13 protein-coding genes are annotated in these 13,846 nt (G+C 65.2%); 7 read left to right on the top strand and 6 right to left on the bottom strand.

From position 1 onward, the window contains the following. Window positions 1-53: 53 nt before the first annotated feature. On the top strand, window positions 54-2,801 hold the full coding sequence (locus tag C3F36_RS12545; protein WP_104455171.1) for a collagenase: 2,748 nt from the start codon (window positions 54-56) through the stop codon (window positions 2,799-2,801). A gap of 156 nt (window positions 2,802-2,957) precedes the next feature. Then, window positions 2,958-3,875, top strand: a complete 918-nt coding sequence (locus C3F36_RS12540) for a SanA/YdcF family protein (RefSeq protein ID WP_043154021.1) — start codon at window positions 2,958-2,960, stop codon at window positions 3,873-3,875. Between the two features lie 48 nt (window positions 3,876-3,923). Here C3F36_RS12540 and C3F36_RS12535 read toward each other — a convergent pair whose 3' ends face one another. Continuing rightward, window positions 3,924-4,538, bottom strand: coding sequence for a superoxide dismutase (locus C3F36_RS12535; RefSeq protein ID WP_042880836.1), 615 nt, complete (start codon window positions 4,536-4,538; stop codon window positions 3,924-3,926). Window positions 4,539-4,561: 23 nt separating this feature from the next. Next, window positions 4,562-4,987 (bottom strand): hypothetical protein, encoded by a 426-nt coding sequence (locus C3F36_RS12530; RefSeq protein ID WP_104456048.1) that lies wholly within the window; start codon window positions 4,985-4,987, stop codon window positions 4,562-4,564. Between the two features lie 305 nt (window positions 4,988-5,292). Here C3F36_RS12530 and C3F36_RS12525 point away from each other — a divergent pair, with 305 nt between their 5' ends. Together C3F36_RS12525 and C3F36_RS12520 are read left to right on the top strand one after the other, a co-directional pair. Continuing rightward, complete coding sequence (locus tag C3F36_RS12525; RefSeq protein WP_199769585.1) at window positions 5,293-6,204, top strand: esterase/lipase family protein; 912 nt, start codon at window positions 5,293-5,295, stop codon at window positions 6,202-6,204. Next, window positions 6,201-6,941 (top strand): lipase secretion chaperone, encoded by a 741-nt coding sequence (locus C3F36_RS12520; protein ID WP_104455169.1) that lies wholly within the window; start codon window positions 6,201-6,203, stop codon window positions 6,939-6,941. The genes C3F36_RS12525 and C3F36_RS12520 overlap by 4 nt, the downstream gene beginning before the upstream one ends. Window positions 6,942-6,995: 54 nt before the next feature. Here C3F36_RS12520 and C3F36_RS12515 read toward each other — a convergent pair whose 3' ends face one another. From C3F36_RS12515 to sgrR, 3 genes are read right to left on the bottom strand one after another with little or no spacing between them, the layout of a single operon-like run. Then, entirely contained in the window at window positions 6,996-7,709 is a 714-nt protein-coding gene (locus C3F36_RS12515) for a hypothetical protein (RefSeq protein WP_104455168.1), read from the bottom strand. A 30-nt stretch (window positions 7,710-7,739) separates the two neighbouring features. Next, window positions 7,740-8,135: an acyl-CoA thioesterase gene (locus C3F36_RS12510; RefSeq protein WP_010672731.1), complete on the bottom strand. Its 396-nt coding sequence runs from the start codon at window positions 8,133-8,135 to the stop codon at window positions 7,740-7,742. Between the two features lie 35 nt (window positions 8,136-8,170). Next, window positions 8,171-9,925 (bottom strand): HTH-type transcriptional regulator SgrR, encoded by a 1,755-nt coding sequence (sgrR, locus tag C3F36_RS12505; protein ID WP_104455167.1) that lies wholly within the window; start codon window positions 9,923-9,925, stop codon window positions 8,171-8,173. A 100-nt stretch (window positions 9,926-10,025) separates the two neighbouring features. Between sgrR and C3F36_RS12500 the strand changes: the two genes are divergently transcribed. The 3 genes from C3F36_RS12500 (at window position 10,026) to C3F36_RS12490 (ending at window position 12,348) form a co-directional block, all read left to right on the top strand. Further along, entirely contained in the window at window positions 10,026-10,202 is a 177-nt protein-coding gene (locus C3F36_RS12500) for a hypothetical protein (protein ID WP_080769963.1), read from the top strand. A 139-nt stretch (window positions 10,203-10,341) separates the two neighbouring features. After that, the gene (locus tag C3F36_RS12495; protein ID WP_043154025.1) at window positions 10,342-11,610 is read left to right on the top strand and encodes an O-acetylhomoserine aminocarboxypropyltransferase/cysteine synthase family protein; all 1,269 of its coding nucleotides are present in this window, start codon (window positions 10,342-10,344) and stop codon (window positions 11,608-11,610) included. 108 nt (window positions 11,611-11,718) lie between these two features. Then, window positions 11,719-12,348 carry a glutathione S-transferase family protein gene (locus C3F36_RS12490; RefSeq protein WP_199769583.1) on the top strand — a complete coding sequence of 210 codons (630 nt, stop codon included), beginning with the start codon at window positions 11,719-11,721 and terminating at the stop codon, window positions 12,346-12,348. Between the two features lie 147 nt (window positions 12,349-12,495). Here C3F36_RS12490 and C3F36_RS12485 read toward each other — a convergent pair whose 3' ends face one another. Continuing rightward, window positions 12,496-13,671, bottom strand: coding sequence for an iron-containing alcohol dehydrogenase (locus C3F36_RS12485; protein WP_104455165.1), 1,176 nt, complete (start codon window positions 13,669-13,671; stop codon window positions 12,496-12,498). Window positions 13,672-13,846: the final 175 nt, after the last annotated feature.

The raw sequence follows: 13,846 nt of genomic DNA, 5'->3' as shown, positions 1-13,846 counted from the left end.
AGCCCAATAACCTCTCTGGTCCCCACGCCTCTCCATCCACCAAAGGGATCATGATGAAGCACCTCTGTACCCGGCTGCTGCTCCTGGCAGCCCCAGGCCTGCTCGCCACTTCGGCGCTGGCCAACTACTCCCCCTCCGACTGGCAACAGTATCAACTCAACGGCGAAGCCAGCCGCCAGCTGGGGGATCGCCTCACCGAAGTGACCTACGAGCTGAGCGCCCGCGACGCCGGCGCCCCCTATCAGCAGCTGAGGGTGTATCGCCGCTTCGACTGGCGCGACGCCAACCTGGCGGCCCTGGCCGAGCAGCTGTGCGGCGAGCCGCAGCTCAAGATCGAGCAGGGCTGGCAGATCCGCTACCTCAGCTGTGAAGAGGTGGTACCGGCCGGCAAGGCCGTCCCGGCCAGCAGCTATGACTATGGCTACGGCATGAAGCAGGGCCGCTGGGAGCCGCTGGCGGGCACCCCGACCGCGCCGCGTCAGGATCGTCTGCCGTTGGCTGAGCGGGTCATCCTGGGTCACAGCGAGCAGGAGCTGGATCGCTGTGAGCTCAACGCCGAAGGTCGCTGCGCCGAGCAGGCATGGCAGTACCAGCCGCAAAACTGGCAGCAATTGAAGGTGCTGGAAGAGACCCCCAATGAACGGGATGGTCGCCTCGAGCAGATCTTCTTCCGCCTGCAGCCCATCGCGGGCAGCCAGGCCGCCAAGCAGGTGAGCGAGCTGCACGTCTGGCGCCAGTACACCTGGTTGCTGGACGAGATCAAGGCCCAGCAGGAGTGCGATGAACCCCAGACGCGTCAGGAAGGGGACAAGACCATCAGCTACCGGGTGTGCCGTCAAACCCTGCCCGCTGGCAGCGAAGTGCAGGTGGTCTTGAAGGACACCGGCTATCAATACCCGGTGGGGGGCAGCGAATGGCAGACCCTGCCGGAGACAACCGAGTGGCAGGAGAGCCGGGTGCTCAACCGCCCCATCGTGCTGGCCAGCAAGGAAGAGCTGCTCGACTGTCGCCGTGCCGACGGCCGCGCCTGCTCCGAGCCGGATCTGCCGGGCACCGAGCTGCTGGACGCCGACGCAGCCAAGATAGTGCAGGACGCCAGTGGCCAGCCCGCCCCGGTCTGGCAGGAGAACTATGGTCACGATGACACCAAGCTGCTGGCCGTGTCGCGCGGCATCCAGCGCCTGCTGGCAGCCAATCAGCCGGCTCATCCGGCCATGAAGCTGCTGCTGGAATACGTGCGTGCCCACAACTACCACAACTACGGCAAGCACAAGGAAGACGGCCCGGCCGCCGCCGAGGCGCTGGCTGAGGCATTGACGGCACTCGGTGCCCATCCGCTGCTCTTCCCAGAGCAGGCCAGCGACGAAGTAGGCGCCGTCATGAGTGCCTGGAGCATCGCTCTGCACGGTCAGTTCAAGAGCCCGGCATTGCAGAGCCGTTTTGGCACCCTGCTCGGCGAGTTCAACCAGATGCTGGCCTACAGCACCCGCCATGCCAGCGAGATCAACGGTCAGCACGCCTGGGCAACCGGTCTGTTCGATCTGCTCAACTTCCTCGACTTCGCCAGCGACTACAGCGACCCCTTCGCCAACGACTTCCGCCAGCAGGATGGCGAGCTGCGCAAGCAGCTGCACGCCCTCGGCATGAGCGAGCTCGCGTTGTGGCAAGGAAGGGATGGCGCCGATCTGTTCCTGCTCAACAACGTGCTGGATGCCTACACCCGCCTCTACCGGGTCGCCCGCTACACCCGACAGGACGAGCTCGACGGCTATCGCACCCTGCTGGATGACTCCGTCATCGCACTGGTTCGCCACCACGACCTGATCCCCGGTGGCCAGCAGAGCCAGGATCTGCTGGAAGACATGTCGCTGACCCTCTCCACCTACTACCTGACCTACACGGACCGCACCAGCGAAGCCTGCATCAGCGGTGACTTCGCCGGGCTCTGCACCCCTGTCCTGGTGGAGGACGTGCTGCCGTTCGAGCACACCTGCTCACCGACCCTGCGCCTGCGGGCCCAGGACCTGACCATGAGCCAGGCCGAGGGGATCTGCCGTGAACTGGGTGCCGAAGAGCAGCAGTTCCACCAGCAGATGGAGACCGGCTGGCAGCCGGTGGCGGATGATCACAACGAGGCGCTGGAACTGGTGGTCTTCAACTCCTCTGCCGACTGGAAACGCTACGGCAGTGCTCTGTTTGGCGGCGTCTCCACCGACAACGGCGGCATCTACCTCGAAGGGGATCCGGCTCGCCCCGGCAACCAGGCCCGCTTCTTCGCCTATGAGGCGGAGTGGAAGCGCCCTGCATTCCAGGTGTGGAACCTGCGCCACGAGTATGTGCACTACCTGGACGGCCGCTTCAATCAGTACGGCAGCTTCGGCCACTACCCGCTCAACCGCACCACCTGGTGGTCGGAAGGGCTGGCGGAGTTCGTCGCCCACGGCCAGTGCTTCGCCCGCGGTCTGGACAACGTCGCCGGCCGTCCGGCCAGCGATCGTCCGGCCCTGGCCGACATCCTGCACCTGGATTACGACAAGGGCGGCGAGATGGTCTACTCCTGGTCCTACACGGTACACCGCTTCCTGAACGAGACCGGTCGCGGCGCCAGCTGGCTGGCCATGGCCCAGGCCCTGCGAGGCCCGGATCGAGAGCAGGCCATGAGCGCCTTCGAAGCCGAGCTGGACCAGCTGATTGCCAATGACAGCGAGGCCTACCAGCAGTGGCTCGGCCGCGAGCTGCTGCCCTGGTGGGAAGCCAACAAGGACTCCGACGAGTGCAAGGCCAACGACTCCTCCCACTGAGGACGAGACGGCTATGACAAGGGGCGGCCATGGTCGCCCCTTGTTTATGGCGCCGTTTGATAAGCCCGGGATCCTGGCGCGCGCTGCGACAACCTCTGCCCGAGTGAGACCCTGCGCCGCCATCAAACCTGACGCGCCACAACAACTTGTAATAGAATGGCCCCCTGTCTTCTCTTACTTCAGACCCGAACCGCACCGCGCATGAAGAAGTTTGCCAAGATCCTGCTCGCCTGCCTCTGCCTGTTGCTGGCCTCCATCGCCGCCCTGCTTGGCTACAGCGAGTGGACCGTCTCGGACGCCCGTCACTACACCTACGACGACGTCAATGCGGTGCCCTACAACCGGGTCGCCCTGGTGCTCGGCACCTCCAAATACCTGATTGGCGGCAGCCCGAACCACTACTTCAAATACCGGATCAAGGCCGCCGCCGAGCTCTACAACAACGGCAAGGTGGACTACATCCTGGTCTCCGGCGACAACGCCACCGTGCAGTACAACGAACCGCGCCAGATGCGGCGGGCCCTGATCCAGGCCGGCATCCCGGCCAGCGCCATCTACAGCGACTACGCAGGGTTTCGGACCCTGGATTCCATCGTGCGTGCCAAGGAGGTGTTCGGTCAGGCCCACTTCACCGTGGTCTCCCAGGCCTTTCACAACGAGCGCGCCATCTTCATCGCCCGCCATTTCGGCATCGAGGCGGTCGGCTTCAACGCCGTGGATCCCAGCGCCTATCAGGGCATCAAGACCCGGGTGCGCGAGGTGTTCGCCCGCCTGATGGGGCTGCTGGACCTCTACGTGCTGGACAAGGGGCCCAAGTTCCTCGGCGAGCCCATCGTCATCGGCGGCCCGGTCCCCTGCCAGGCGTTGAGCACCATAGGGGCGAGCCAGCCCTGCCTGCCCATTGCACCGCCCCCTCATCAGCCGAAGGCCAAGCAGGCAACGGCCGTGAGCGCTGCAACAGCCACCAGTGCGGCGGCTGCAACCAGCGGTGCACCAGCCACCAGCGCAGCCGTGCCGAGCGAAGCAACACCCGTGGATAATCCGGCTGCCAGCAGCGCGCCGACCCCTCAATAGCAGAGACCCGCCAACAGGCGGGTCTCTTTCATCAGGTGAAATGGGGCGTCAGGCCAGCGCCGCCACGTAACGCCGTGCCACCTCGTCCCAGTCGATCACGTTGTAAAACGCGGCTATGTAGTCGGGACGCTTGTTCTGGTACTTGAGGTAGTAGGCATGCTCCCACACATCCAGCCCGAGTATGGGGGTGAGCCCCTCCATCAGGGGGCTGTCCTGGTTCGCGCTGCTCACCACCTGCAACTTGCCGCGCCCATCGACCACCAGCCAGGCCCAGCCGCTGCCAAAACGGCTCAACGCCGCCTGGGTAAAGGCCTGTCTGAAGGATTCCAGCCCACCCAGATCCCGCTCGATCGCTGCGGCCAGCTCGCCGTCCGGCTCGCCGCCGCCCTGCGGACTCATCACCTGCCAGAACAGGCTGTGGTTGGCGTGACCGCCGCCGTGATTGCGCACCGCCCCCTGCACCTGGGCCGGCAGGCTGTCGATACGGGCAAGCAATGCCTCCAGCGGCAGGGCAGCCAGCTCCGGCAGATCGGCCAGGGCGGCATTGAGGTTGTTGATGTAGGTCTGATGGTGACGGCTGTGATGGATCTCCATGGTCTTTGCATCGATATGGGGTTCCAGCGCGTCATAAGCGTAAGGAAGGGCTGGCAGGGTATGGCTCATGTTCATTGTCTCTCCTGTTGGGCTCAATGCAGTTGATGGGCAGAGCCGGTCTGACACAGACATTGACCCAGGCTGCGCTGGATGCCGTCGTGATGACCGTGTTTGCCCAGAAAGGCGAGCAGCTCGGTACGGGTGCTGCGGGCATGGCGAACAGCCGCCTCCCGCAGGGCAGCGGAACTGGTGGGGGACTGGCTGGTGGCCAGCAGGCAATCATGGATGTGACACAGCAGGTCGGCGGCCCGATCCGGCAGGGTCATGGCCACCAGCAGATCCGCCAGGTTGTGATGGGCCACCACCAGGGCCGCCACCGCTTCGTCGGCATCGTGCCACTCGGCAAACTGCTGGCGGGCAAGCCACAGCGCCTGCTGATAGCAGTCGAGCGCCCTGGCGTACTCCCCCGCATCGAAATGGCGGTTGCCACTCAGGGTCTGCGCCTTCCAGTGCGCCATGCTGCTGTCCGCTCCGGTGGTACCGACCCACCCCTTCACCCAGGTTCCCGTCATGACTCGACCACTCAAATGATAATAATTATTATTTAACTTATTTGATGAGCAGACACAAGGAATAGTTGGTGCCGCCTTTTTTGCCCATATGGGTAGGGTTTTTCTGCAATCCCCGGTTTAGTGATCCCATCCACAGATACATTTGAGTTCAGCCACCATGCTGCCGGTACTGGCATGAGGCCGGTGGCTGCCCGGTGACGACCCCCGGTGACGACCAGAGTGCAGCCGGTTTTTTCACAAGGACGGTGAAGATGAAAAGATGGCTATTGATGCTGTTGTGCGCCCTGCCCATGCTGGGTCAGGGGGCCGGTTATACCCAGACCCGCTACCCCATAGTGCTGGTGCACGGTCTGTTCGGTTTCGACAAGCTGCTCGGAGTCGATTACTTCTACGGCATCCCCCAGGCCCTGACCCGGGATGGCGCCAAGGTTTACGTGGCCCAGGTCTCCGCCACCCAGAGCTCGGAGCTGCGCGGTGAACAGCTGCTCAAGCAGGTGCAGCAGGTGCTCGCCATCACGGGGGCGGAGAAGGTGAACCTCATCGGCCACTCTCACGGTGGCCCCACCATTCGCTACGTCGCTTCGGTCGCCCCCGAGTTGGTCGCTTCCGCCACCAGCGTGGGCGGGGTCAACCATGGCTCGGAGATCGCCGACCTGGTGCGGGCCAAGGTGACGCCGGGCTCGGCGGCCGAAGGTCTGGCGGTGGCCGCCGCCTCGGCCCTGTCCGGGGTCATCTCGCTGCTCTCCGGGGGCAGCCAGCTGCCGCAGGATCCCCTCGCAGCCCTCGACGCCCTCACCAGCACCGGCGCCCAGCGCTTCAACCAGCGCTATCCGGAAGGGCTGCCGAGCCAGCATTGCGGTGAAGGGCCCATGCAGGCCGCCAACGGGGTCTACTACTTCTCCTGGAGCGGACGCGGCACCATGACCAACATCCTGGATCCGGTGGATCCGGCGCTGGCGCTGACCGGCAGCTTCTTCAAGGAGCCCAACGATGGCCTGGTCGGAGTATGCAGCAGCCACCTCGGCAAGGTGATCGGCACCCACTACCGCATGAACCATCTGGACGAGGTGAACCAGTCGTTCGGCATTCGCCACCTGTTCGAGACCGACCCGGTCAACCTCTATCGCCAGCACGCCAACCGCTTGCAGAGGCTGGGACTATGAACAGGGCATGGCTGATGGCTGCTCCGCTGGGGGCGGCCCTGCTGCTGGGGGGCTGGCAGTATTGGACCTCCGCTGACGCAACCGCCCCTTCGCCGCAACATGCAGGGCCCGCTTCCCCTCTGGTCAGGCAGGCCGCACCGCCGTCGGATAAGTCCTCGCTGCAGGCCCGCCATGAAGCCTTTCTCGGGGCCGAGGGCAGCCTGACGGTGCCGGCGGATCCGGGCCTCGCCAGCTTGCAGAAGCTGTTCGACGAGCGCGAACAGTTGCGCAGGCAGCGTTTCACCCCGGTCGAGCAGGAGCAGCTGTTTGCCGAGGACAGGCTGATGGAGCAGTGGACCCTGCGCCGCAAGGCGCTGGCGGAGTCCAGCGATGCCGACAAGCCGCTGCTGGCGAGCGAGCTGGAGCTCTGGCTGGCGGAGCAGCCCCAGTGGTTTCGGGAGGCGGAGGCCAACAGCCGCCTGCTCGGCGATCTGCAGGCTCTGGAGCAACTCCCCGCAGTAGGGCGTGACGCCGCACTGCGCGAACAGTTGGGACCGGAGGCGGCAGACCGGTTGCACCAGCTGGCAGAGAGCCAGCAGGGGTTCGAGCAGCAGTTGGCCGGCTATCTGGCCGAGATCAGGCCCCTGCCTGCCGAGGCCCGTGCCAGCCAGCAGCCGGAGATCCTGGCACGCTGGTTCGAGCCCGGTCAGTGGCGACGGGTGGAGGCCCTCACCCGGCTCACCCTGGGCGAGCAGTAACCGGCATGAAAAAGGGGCCCGCAAGTGGGCCCCCATTCTTTGACGCTGCCGCCCTTACTGCGGCTTGTTGGCCCCCGGCAGCGGCTGCCAGGTGAGGCGAGTCACCCGGTTGCCCTGCACCTCGCAGGTGAGGCAGAGATCCTGCCACCCCTTCTCCTGGCGCAGGGAAACTTCTCCCTTGATGCCCTCTGCACTCCTCTTGAGTTTGGCCGGCTCGAAGGTCACCTTGTCACCTCCGGCAAGCGCCATCAGCTTGCCATTGCAGAGCCACTGGGCGAGCTCGGCCCCCTTGAGCTTGACGCCCCCCTTGTCAGCCTTCTCCTCGGCGGTGCTCGGTGCAAACAACCCGCCCAGCTCGGCCGCCCGTCTGGTCAGCCAGGCTTCCCGCTGCTGCATGCTCATCTTGCTGACAAACTCCGCAGGCTGCCCCTTGTCGTCCAGCCATTGGGTCAGCTTGCCACTGTCATCGAAGGCGAACTGAGCGGCGGGCTCCTTCACCCCGAACAGCTTGCCGCCCTTGAAGTAGTAACGGCTCTCCCCTTCCTGTTTGCCCTGCTCGTTCAGGATGGACACGGCGATGATGACGGGCGTGCCGTCGACCCAGGCCTTGATGTCAACGCCATCGTGGCTGAACAAGCGGGTATCGAGGGCGCTGTCAGCCCCCTTCTCCATCAGGGTGAACTGCTCGGCCAGGGAGGCGGCAAATGAAGGCAGGGAGCAGAGTCCCAGTCCCAAGCCGAGGCTCAGGGCGATCGCGGTTGTGCGCATAAGTGTCCTGTGGTGGGCCCGAAGGCCGGATTAACTCTCTACCAGCCAGACCCTCAGTCCCTCCCGGTGAGCCTCGCTCAAAGGGATGGACTGCCGGGTCCGGTAGTCAAAATGGATCAGGGTCGTCTCGGCGGTCACCGCCAGCTCGCCGCCCTGCCAGGCTTCCTGCCAGAGCGTGAAGGAGCTGGTGCCGATACGCCGCACGCCGGTCTTGATCGACACCATCTGGCCATAGAACAGCTCCCGTTTGAATTGCACCGTGTAGCCCGCGATGATCAGATGCCAGTCATGCACATCCAGCTCGGGCGAGAAGAGGCGAAACAGGGGATCACGGGCCGATTCAAACCAGACCGCCGGCACCGTGTTGTTGATGTGGCCGAGGGCGTCCGTCTCTTGAAAACGGGGTTGGATCTGCATTTCCAGCATGGATGTCGACTCCTTGTCGTAGGACCGCGCACAGGCTAGCGCGCCAACCCGCCCGACTCAAGCGTCCCTGCCTGGGGGTGAGAGCCACCGCCGGTTTCCGGCTCCTGCGCCACCTGCTCGGGCTTTAACCAGGCGCAGCGAAAATCGAACCAGCCGAGGGCCGTCATGCGCACGCCGTGCACGCCGACCCGGCTCTCCAGCTCCAGCCAGTGGTGAAACAGCGGCACAAACCAGCTCTGGCGCTGAACCTCGGCCAGCAGGGCGCGGGGGCCGGGCTCTTCACCATGGGCGCGCCACTGCGTCAATCCCTGCCACAGGGCCTGCTGGCCGCCCCACACCCGGCGCAGCAAGGGGGTGCCCTGAAGCCAGGCGTAAGGGGCGAAGGCGTGCTCATGCTCCAGGTTGAGGGTGCCGAACCAGAGATCCACATCTTCATCCTCCCCGCTCACCCAGCGCCCGTAGTCCAGGGTACGCACCTCGAGCTGGATCCCCTGCTCTGCCAGCAGGCTGCTCATGGCGCTGGCGCACTCGTTGAACTCCAGATGCTGGTTGAAGCAGGCCAGTACCAGCCGCGCTGGCAGGCTGACCGGGCCGGGCTCGGGAAGAGGCAGGCTCTCGCGCCAGTGGGGCAGGAGGCCCAATGCGCTGGTCCAGCCCCGCTGCAGCTCGGGGGCCACCCGGGCCATCAGGGCGATGGGGTTGAGCAGCCGGTTCAGCCACTGGCGCAGGGCCGGGTCCTGCAGGGGGGCCGATCTGTCGTCCTGCAGCAGGAAGTAGCAACCGGATTCCAGTTCGGACTCACCGCGCATGGAGCCAAGCTCCGGGGTGTCGCTGCCCAGCCTGACGTGGCTCTCCAGTCGTTCCGCCAGCTCCGGCAGCATCCAGATGTCGATCTCGTCGAGCAGGGCCCGCAGCCCGAAGTAGTCGTCGAATGCTTCGAGGCACAGGTGCAGGGGATCATTGGCGCTCACCCGATAGGGGCCGGTGCCCACCGGCTGCAGGGCGAAATTCGCCTCCCCCTTGAGCTCCCGCGGCAGGATGGCCGCCACCGGCTCGGCCAGCAGGTGCGGCAGCAGAGGGTCCGGGCTGTCGAGATGGATGTCCAGGGTACGCGGCCAGCGGCTCTCCAGCCGTGCCAGATGAGCGAAAAGCGGGCGATCCCGCAAGGCCTGCAGGCTCTCCATCACATCCTCCACCACCAGTTCGCGGCCATGGTGAAAGCGCACCACGGGGCGCAGATAGAAGCGCCAGTGACAGGGGGCCAGACACTCCCAGTGATGGGCGAGATCCCCCTCGATTTCCCCATTTTCCTCGTTTCGCCGGGTCAGACCGTTGAAGATCTGGCGGCTCAGGTGAATTTCGGAGCGACGCAAGGGCGCGGTGGGCAACAGACCGGGCAGGGGCCGGTAGTAGGGCACCCGCAGGATCTGGCGCCCCTCCCGGGTGGCCTGGCCGAGCTGCTCGATCAGCAGCGGGGTGAGCAGATCCAGGCGATCTTCGGCCAGCCGCACCGCCTGCGCCAGCTGGCCCTGACTCAGCAGATCCCGCAATCGGCGCCGGGTCAGGCTCTCCTGGTTGTCGAGCAGGGTGAGGCGGGAGCGCCGCCCCCGCCCTGCCTCTGCCGTCCAGCAAAGCCAGCCCTGCCCTTCCATGCGGCGCAGCAGCAGGCGTGCATTGCGCGTGGTGCAGCAGAGCAGATCCGCCACCTCGGCGAGGCTGATTTCCCGCTCGTCGCAGCCAAGCTGCTGGGTGAGCCGTTGAAATTGCTGATAAAGGCGGGTGGTAGGCATAAAAGAGGAAATCCTGTCTCTGAAAGTCATCAGTTTTTACTTCCGCATTTTAGCTCAATACTGCTGGCGAACGTGAACACCACAGCACAGGAGCACCATCATGAGCCATGCCAACCCCCTCAAACCGAACCGGATCCAGCAAACCCTTCGTCGCTACTTCCTGAGGATCCTGCCCCGCCCTCTGACGCTGGTCGAAGATCCCATGGCGCAGCTCAACCGCCTGATGCAGTGGGACATGCACCAGATAGACGACAGGGAGTATCGCCGCCGTCTCTGAGGTCGCCGTCACAGACGCCATCCGGTCACCGCCATCCCCCGGCATTGCTTTGCCGGAATGGGTGGTTTACATCGGCGCCAGGACTGCTAGATTGGACGTCTATCCATCCATAATGGTGACATCCAACAAGGAGTGTGTGATGAAAGATGCGACCCTGGCCCTGCACCACGGCTTTTCCAGCGATCCCGCCACCAAGGCGGTGGCCGTGCCCATCTACCAGACGGTGGCCTACGAGTTCGAGAGCGCCCAGCACGGGGCGGACTTGTTCAATCTGGCGGTGCCAGGCAACATCTACACCCGCATCATGAACCCCACCAACGATGTGCTGGAGCAGCGGATGGCCGCGCTGGAAGGGGGCATCGCCGGCCTGGTGGTCTCGGCGGGCTCCGCCGCCATCACCTACGCCATCCAGGCGCTGACCGCCGCCGGTGACAACATCGTCTCCACCCCCCAGCTCTATGGCGGCACCTACACCCTGTTCGCCCACATGCTGCCGAGCTTCGGGGTCGAGGTTCGCTTCGCCAAGGATGACAGCGCCGAGGCCATCGCCGCCCTCATCGATGACAAGACCAAGGCGGTTTACTGCGAGAGCATCGGCAACCCGGCGGGCAACATCGTCGATCTGGCGGCCTTCGCCAAGGTGGCCCACGCCCGCGGCGTGCCGCTGATCGTCGACAACACGGTCGCCACTCCGGTCTTGTGCAAACCCATCGAGCACGGCGCCGACATCGTGGTGCACAGCCTAACCAAATATGTCGGCGGCCACGGCAACTCCCTGGGGGGCGTCATCGTCGACTCGGGCAAGTTCCCCTGGGCGGATCACGCCGAGCGCTTCCCCCAACTGACCCAACCCGAGCCTTCTTATCACGGGGTGGTCTACACCGAGGCCTTCGGCCCGGCGGCCTTCATCGGCCGGGTGCGCACCGTGCCGCTGCGCAACACCGGGGCGGCGCTGGCGCCGATGAACGCCTTTCTGCTGCTGCAAGGGCTGGAAACCCTGAGCCTGCGCATGGAGCGCCACGTGGACAACGCTCTGCGGGTGGCCCACCACCTCAAGCACCACCCCAAGGTGGCCTGGGTCAGCTACGCCGGTCTGCCGGGTCACCCCCACTACCCGCTGGCGGAGAAGTACATGGCCGGTCGCCCCTCGGCCATCCTCTCCTTCGGCCTGAAGGACGGCTACGAGGCGGGCGTGCGCTTCTACGATGCCCTCAAGATCTTCAAGCGGCTGGTCAACATCGGCGACGCCAAGTCCCTGGCCTGCCACCCCGCCTCCACCACCCATCGCCAGTTGAGCGAAGAGGAGCAGGCCAAGGCTGGAGTGAAACCTGAGATGATCCGGCTGTCGGTGGGGATCGAAGCCATCGAGGACATACTGGCGGATCTGGATCAGGCGCTGGAGGCCTGAGTCAATCGACGAAGGAGCGGGCACCACGCCCGCTCTTTTTCATCCATAAGTGAACCTGCTGCCGTTGCGCTGCGTATCACCGCCTTCCGTCACTGCGTCGAGGTTTCCATGATAGTCCTGCACCACCTGAACAAATCCCGCTCCCAGCGCATCATCTGGCTGCTTGAAGAGCTGGGCCTGCCCTATGAGATCAAGGCCTACCAGCGCGATGCCGCTACCTTTCTGGCGCCGCCCGAGCTCAAGGCCGTCCACCCCCTCGGCAAGTCGCCGGTCATCGAGTTCGACGGCCGGGTGCTGGCGGAATCGGGCGCCATCACAGAGTACCTGATCGCCCGCCACGCTCCGGAACGGCTGGCGCCGGCTCAAGATAGCCCCGACTATGCCGAATATCTGCAGTGGCTCCACTTCGCCGAGAGCTCGGGCATTCTGCCGCTGCTGCTCGACATGTTCGTGCGCAAGGATGGCAGCCCGATGCGCTTCCTGCCGGACTACGCCAAAGCCGAGTGCGCCAAGGTGCTGGGCTATCTCGATGAGGTGCTGGCAAACCGCCGTTACCTGGTGGCCGATCGCCTCACCGGCGCCGACATCCTGAACTCCTTCCTGGTGGATCTGCTGGCCCAGAGCGGCCAGCTGGCCCAGTTCCCGCACCTTGAGGCCTACTGGCAGCGACTCAACACTCACCCTGCCCGCCAGAAGGCGGCAGCGCTGGAGCGCGAGCTGGACCGCAGCGCCGAATAAACAGCGGTGCCCCGGTGACACCCTGCAAAACGCCCCGATGATCGGGGCGTTCTCTTTTCCGGCCGTCAGCCAGATGATCAAAGCGCGTGGGACAGGATCCTGGCCGCACTTATTGTCCAGATCGCCCCTTGGCCAAGGGCCTCAGGCCTAGAGGGCGTGAGAGAGGATCCGCGCTACCTTGTCGGGATCAATGTCCTGCTGCTCCCCGAGGGCGGTCAGGCCGAACAGCTTGAGGTTGGAACAGATCCCCGGGATGCAGCGCGCATCCAGGCCATAGTCGGCAAGCCGGGTGCCCACCCCCATCTGCTGGAAGAACTGCTCAGTGCGGATGATCGCCTCCTCAATGCGCAGCGCCTTGTCCTCCCGGCTGGAGTGCCACACCCGCTCGGCAAACTGGGCCAGCTTCTCCTGCTTCTGGGCCGCTTGCTCCCGCAGCAGGAAGGGCAGCACCACCGCCAGACTCTGGGCATGATCCAGCCCGTGCAGGGCGGTGAGCTGGTGGCCGATGGCGTGGGTGGACCAGTCCTGCGGCACGCCGCGACCGATGAGGCCGTTGAGCGCCAGGCTGGCCGCCCACATCAGGTTGGCGCGCACCTGGTAGTTGGTGGGCTCCGCCAGCGCGCGCGGACCGTTGTCCACCAGCACCTGCAGCAGCCCTTCCGCCAGCCGGTCCTGCACCTCGCCCCCCACCGGGAAGGTGAGGTACTGCTCGAGGATGTGGACGAAGGCATCCACTACGCCATTGCCCACCTGGCGCGGTGGAAGGCTGTAGGTGGTGGCGGGATCCAGCACCGCAAACACCGGTTGCACCAGCGGATTGTAGAAGGAGAGCTTGGCCTCCCCCCGGCTCACCACGGCGGCGGGGTTGCTCTCCGAGCCGGTGGCCGGCAGGGTCAACACGCAGCCCAGCGGCAGCGCTGCCTTGATGGGGGCCTTGTCCCGCAGGATCTCCCAGGGATCGTCCCCCTCGAAGCAGGCAGCGGCGGCCACGAACTTGGTGCCATCCACCACGGAGCCGCCACCCACCGCCAGCAGGAAGTCGATGCGCTCGCGCTTGACCAGAGCCACCGCCTCCATCAGCTGATCGTACTGGGGGTTGGCGCCGATGCCGGGAAACTCCAGCCACTCCCGGCCCGCCAGCGCCTGGGTCAACTGCTCATAGACCCCGTTCTGCTTGATGCTGCCGCCGCCGTAGAGCACCAGCAGACGGCTGCCGACCGGGATCAGCTCCGGCAGAGTGGCTATCTGGCCTTCACCAAAGCAGATGCGGGTGGGATTGGCATATTGGAAGTTGTACACGGCAGAGCCCTCGGTTGATTGCATGCCGGGGAATTGTGCGCCTGCCGTGCCATCAGGTCAAAAACGGGAGCCTGTCGTCAAAAATACGATGCCAGCCTGCCGATGCCGGGCGCTCCTGCCCGGCTTTGCTATGGTGATAGCGGGAAGACGAGTTCGTCGCCCCCTCAAGCCCCTCCCGGGGTCCCTTTCCCACTCACAG

The sequence above is a fragment of the Aeromonas sp. ASNIH2 genome (assembly GCF_002934795.1).
In the GTDB taxonomy this organism is placed as follows: Bacteria; Pseudomonadota; Gammaproteobacteria; order Enterobacterales; family Aeromonadaceae; genus Aeromonas; species Aeromonas caviae.
This window is presented reverse-complemented; position numbering and strand designations above follow the sequence as displayed.

Coding starts and splice junctions, on each gene's coding strand:
- C3F36_RS12545 (WP_104455171.1), top strand. CDS start 54: ATGAAGCACCTCTGTACCCGGCTGCTGCTCCTGGCAGCCCCAGGCCTG.
- C3F36_RS12540 (WP_043154021.1), top strand. CDS start 2,958: ATGGCCCCCTGTCTTCTCTTACTTCAGACCCGAACCGCACCGCGCATG.
- C3F36_RS12535 (WP_042880836.1), bottom strand. CDS start 4,538: ATGAGCCATACCCTGCCAGCCCTTCCTTACGCTTATGACGCGCTGGAA.
- C3F36_RS12530 (WP_104456048.1), bottom strand. CDS start 4,987: ATGGCGCACTGGAAGGCGCAGACCCTGAGTGGCAACCGCCATTTCGAT.
- C3F36_RS12525 (WP_199769585.1), top strand. CDS start 5,293: ATGAAAAGATGGCTATTGATGCTGTTGTGCGCCCTGCCCATGCTGGGT.
- C3F36_RS12520 (WP_104455169.1), top strand. CDS start 6,201: ATGAACAGGGCATGGCTGATGGCTGCTCCGCTGGGGGCGGCCCTGCTG.
- C3F36_RS12515 (WP_104455168.1), bottom strand. CDS start 7,709: ATGCGCACAACCGCGATCGCCCTGAGCCTCGGCTTGGGACTGGGACTC.
- C3F36_RS12510 (WP_010672731.1), bottom strand. CDS start 8,135: ATGCTGGAAATGCAGATCCAACCCCGTTTTCAAGAGACGGACGCCCTC.
- sgrR (WP_104455167.1), bottom strand. CDS start 9,925: ATGCCTACCACCCGCCTTTATCAGCAATTTCAACGGCTCACCCAGCAG.
- C3F36_RS12500 (WP_080769963.1), top strand. CDS start 10,026: ATGAGCCATGCCAACCCCCTCAAACCGAACCGGATCCAGCAAACCCTT.
- C3F36_RS12495 (WP_043154025.1), top strand. CDS start 10,342: ATGAAAGATGCGACCCTGGCCCTGCACCACGGCTTTTCCAGCGATCCC.
- C3F36_RS12490 (WP_199769583.1), top strand. CDS start 11,719: ATGATAGTCCTGCACCACCTGAACAAATCCCGCTCCCAGCGCATCATC.
- C3F36_RS12485 (WP_104455165.1), bottom strand. CDS start 13,671: ATGCAATCAACCGAGGGCTCTGCCGTGTACAACTTCCAATATGCCAAT.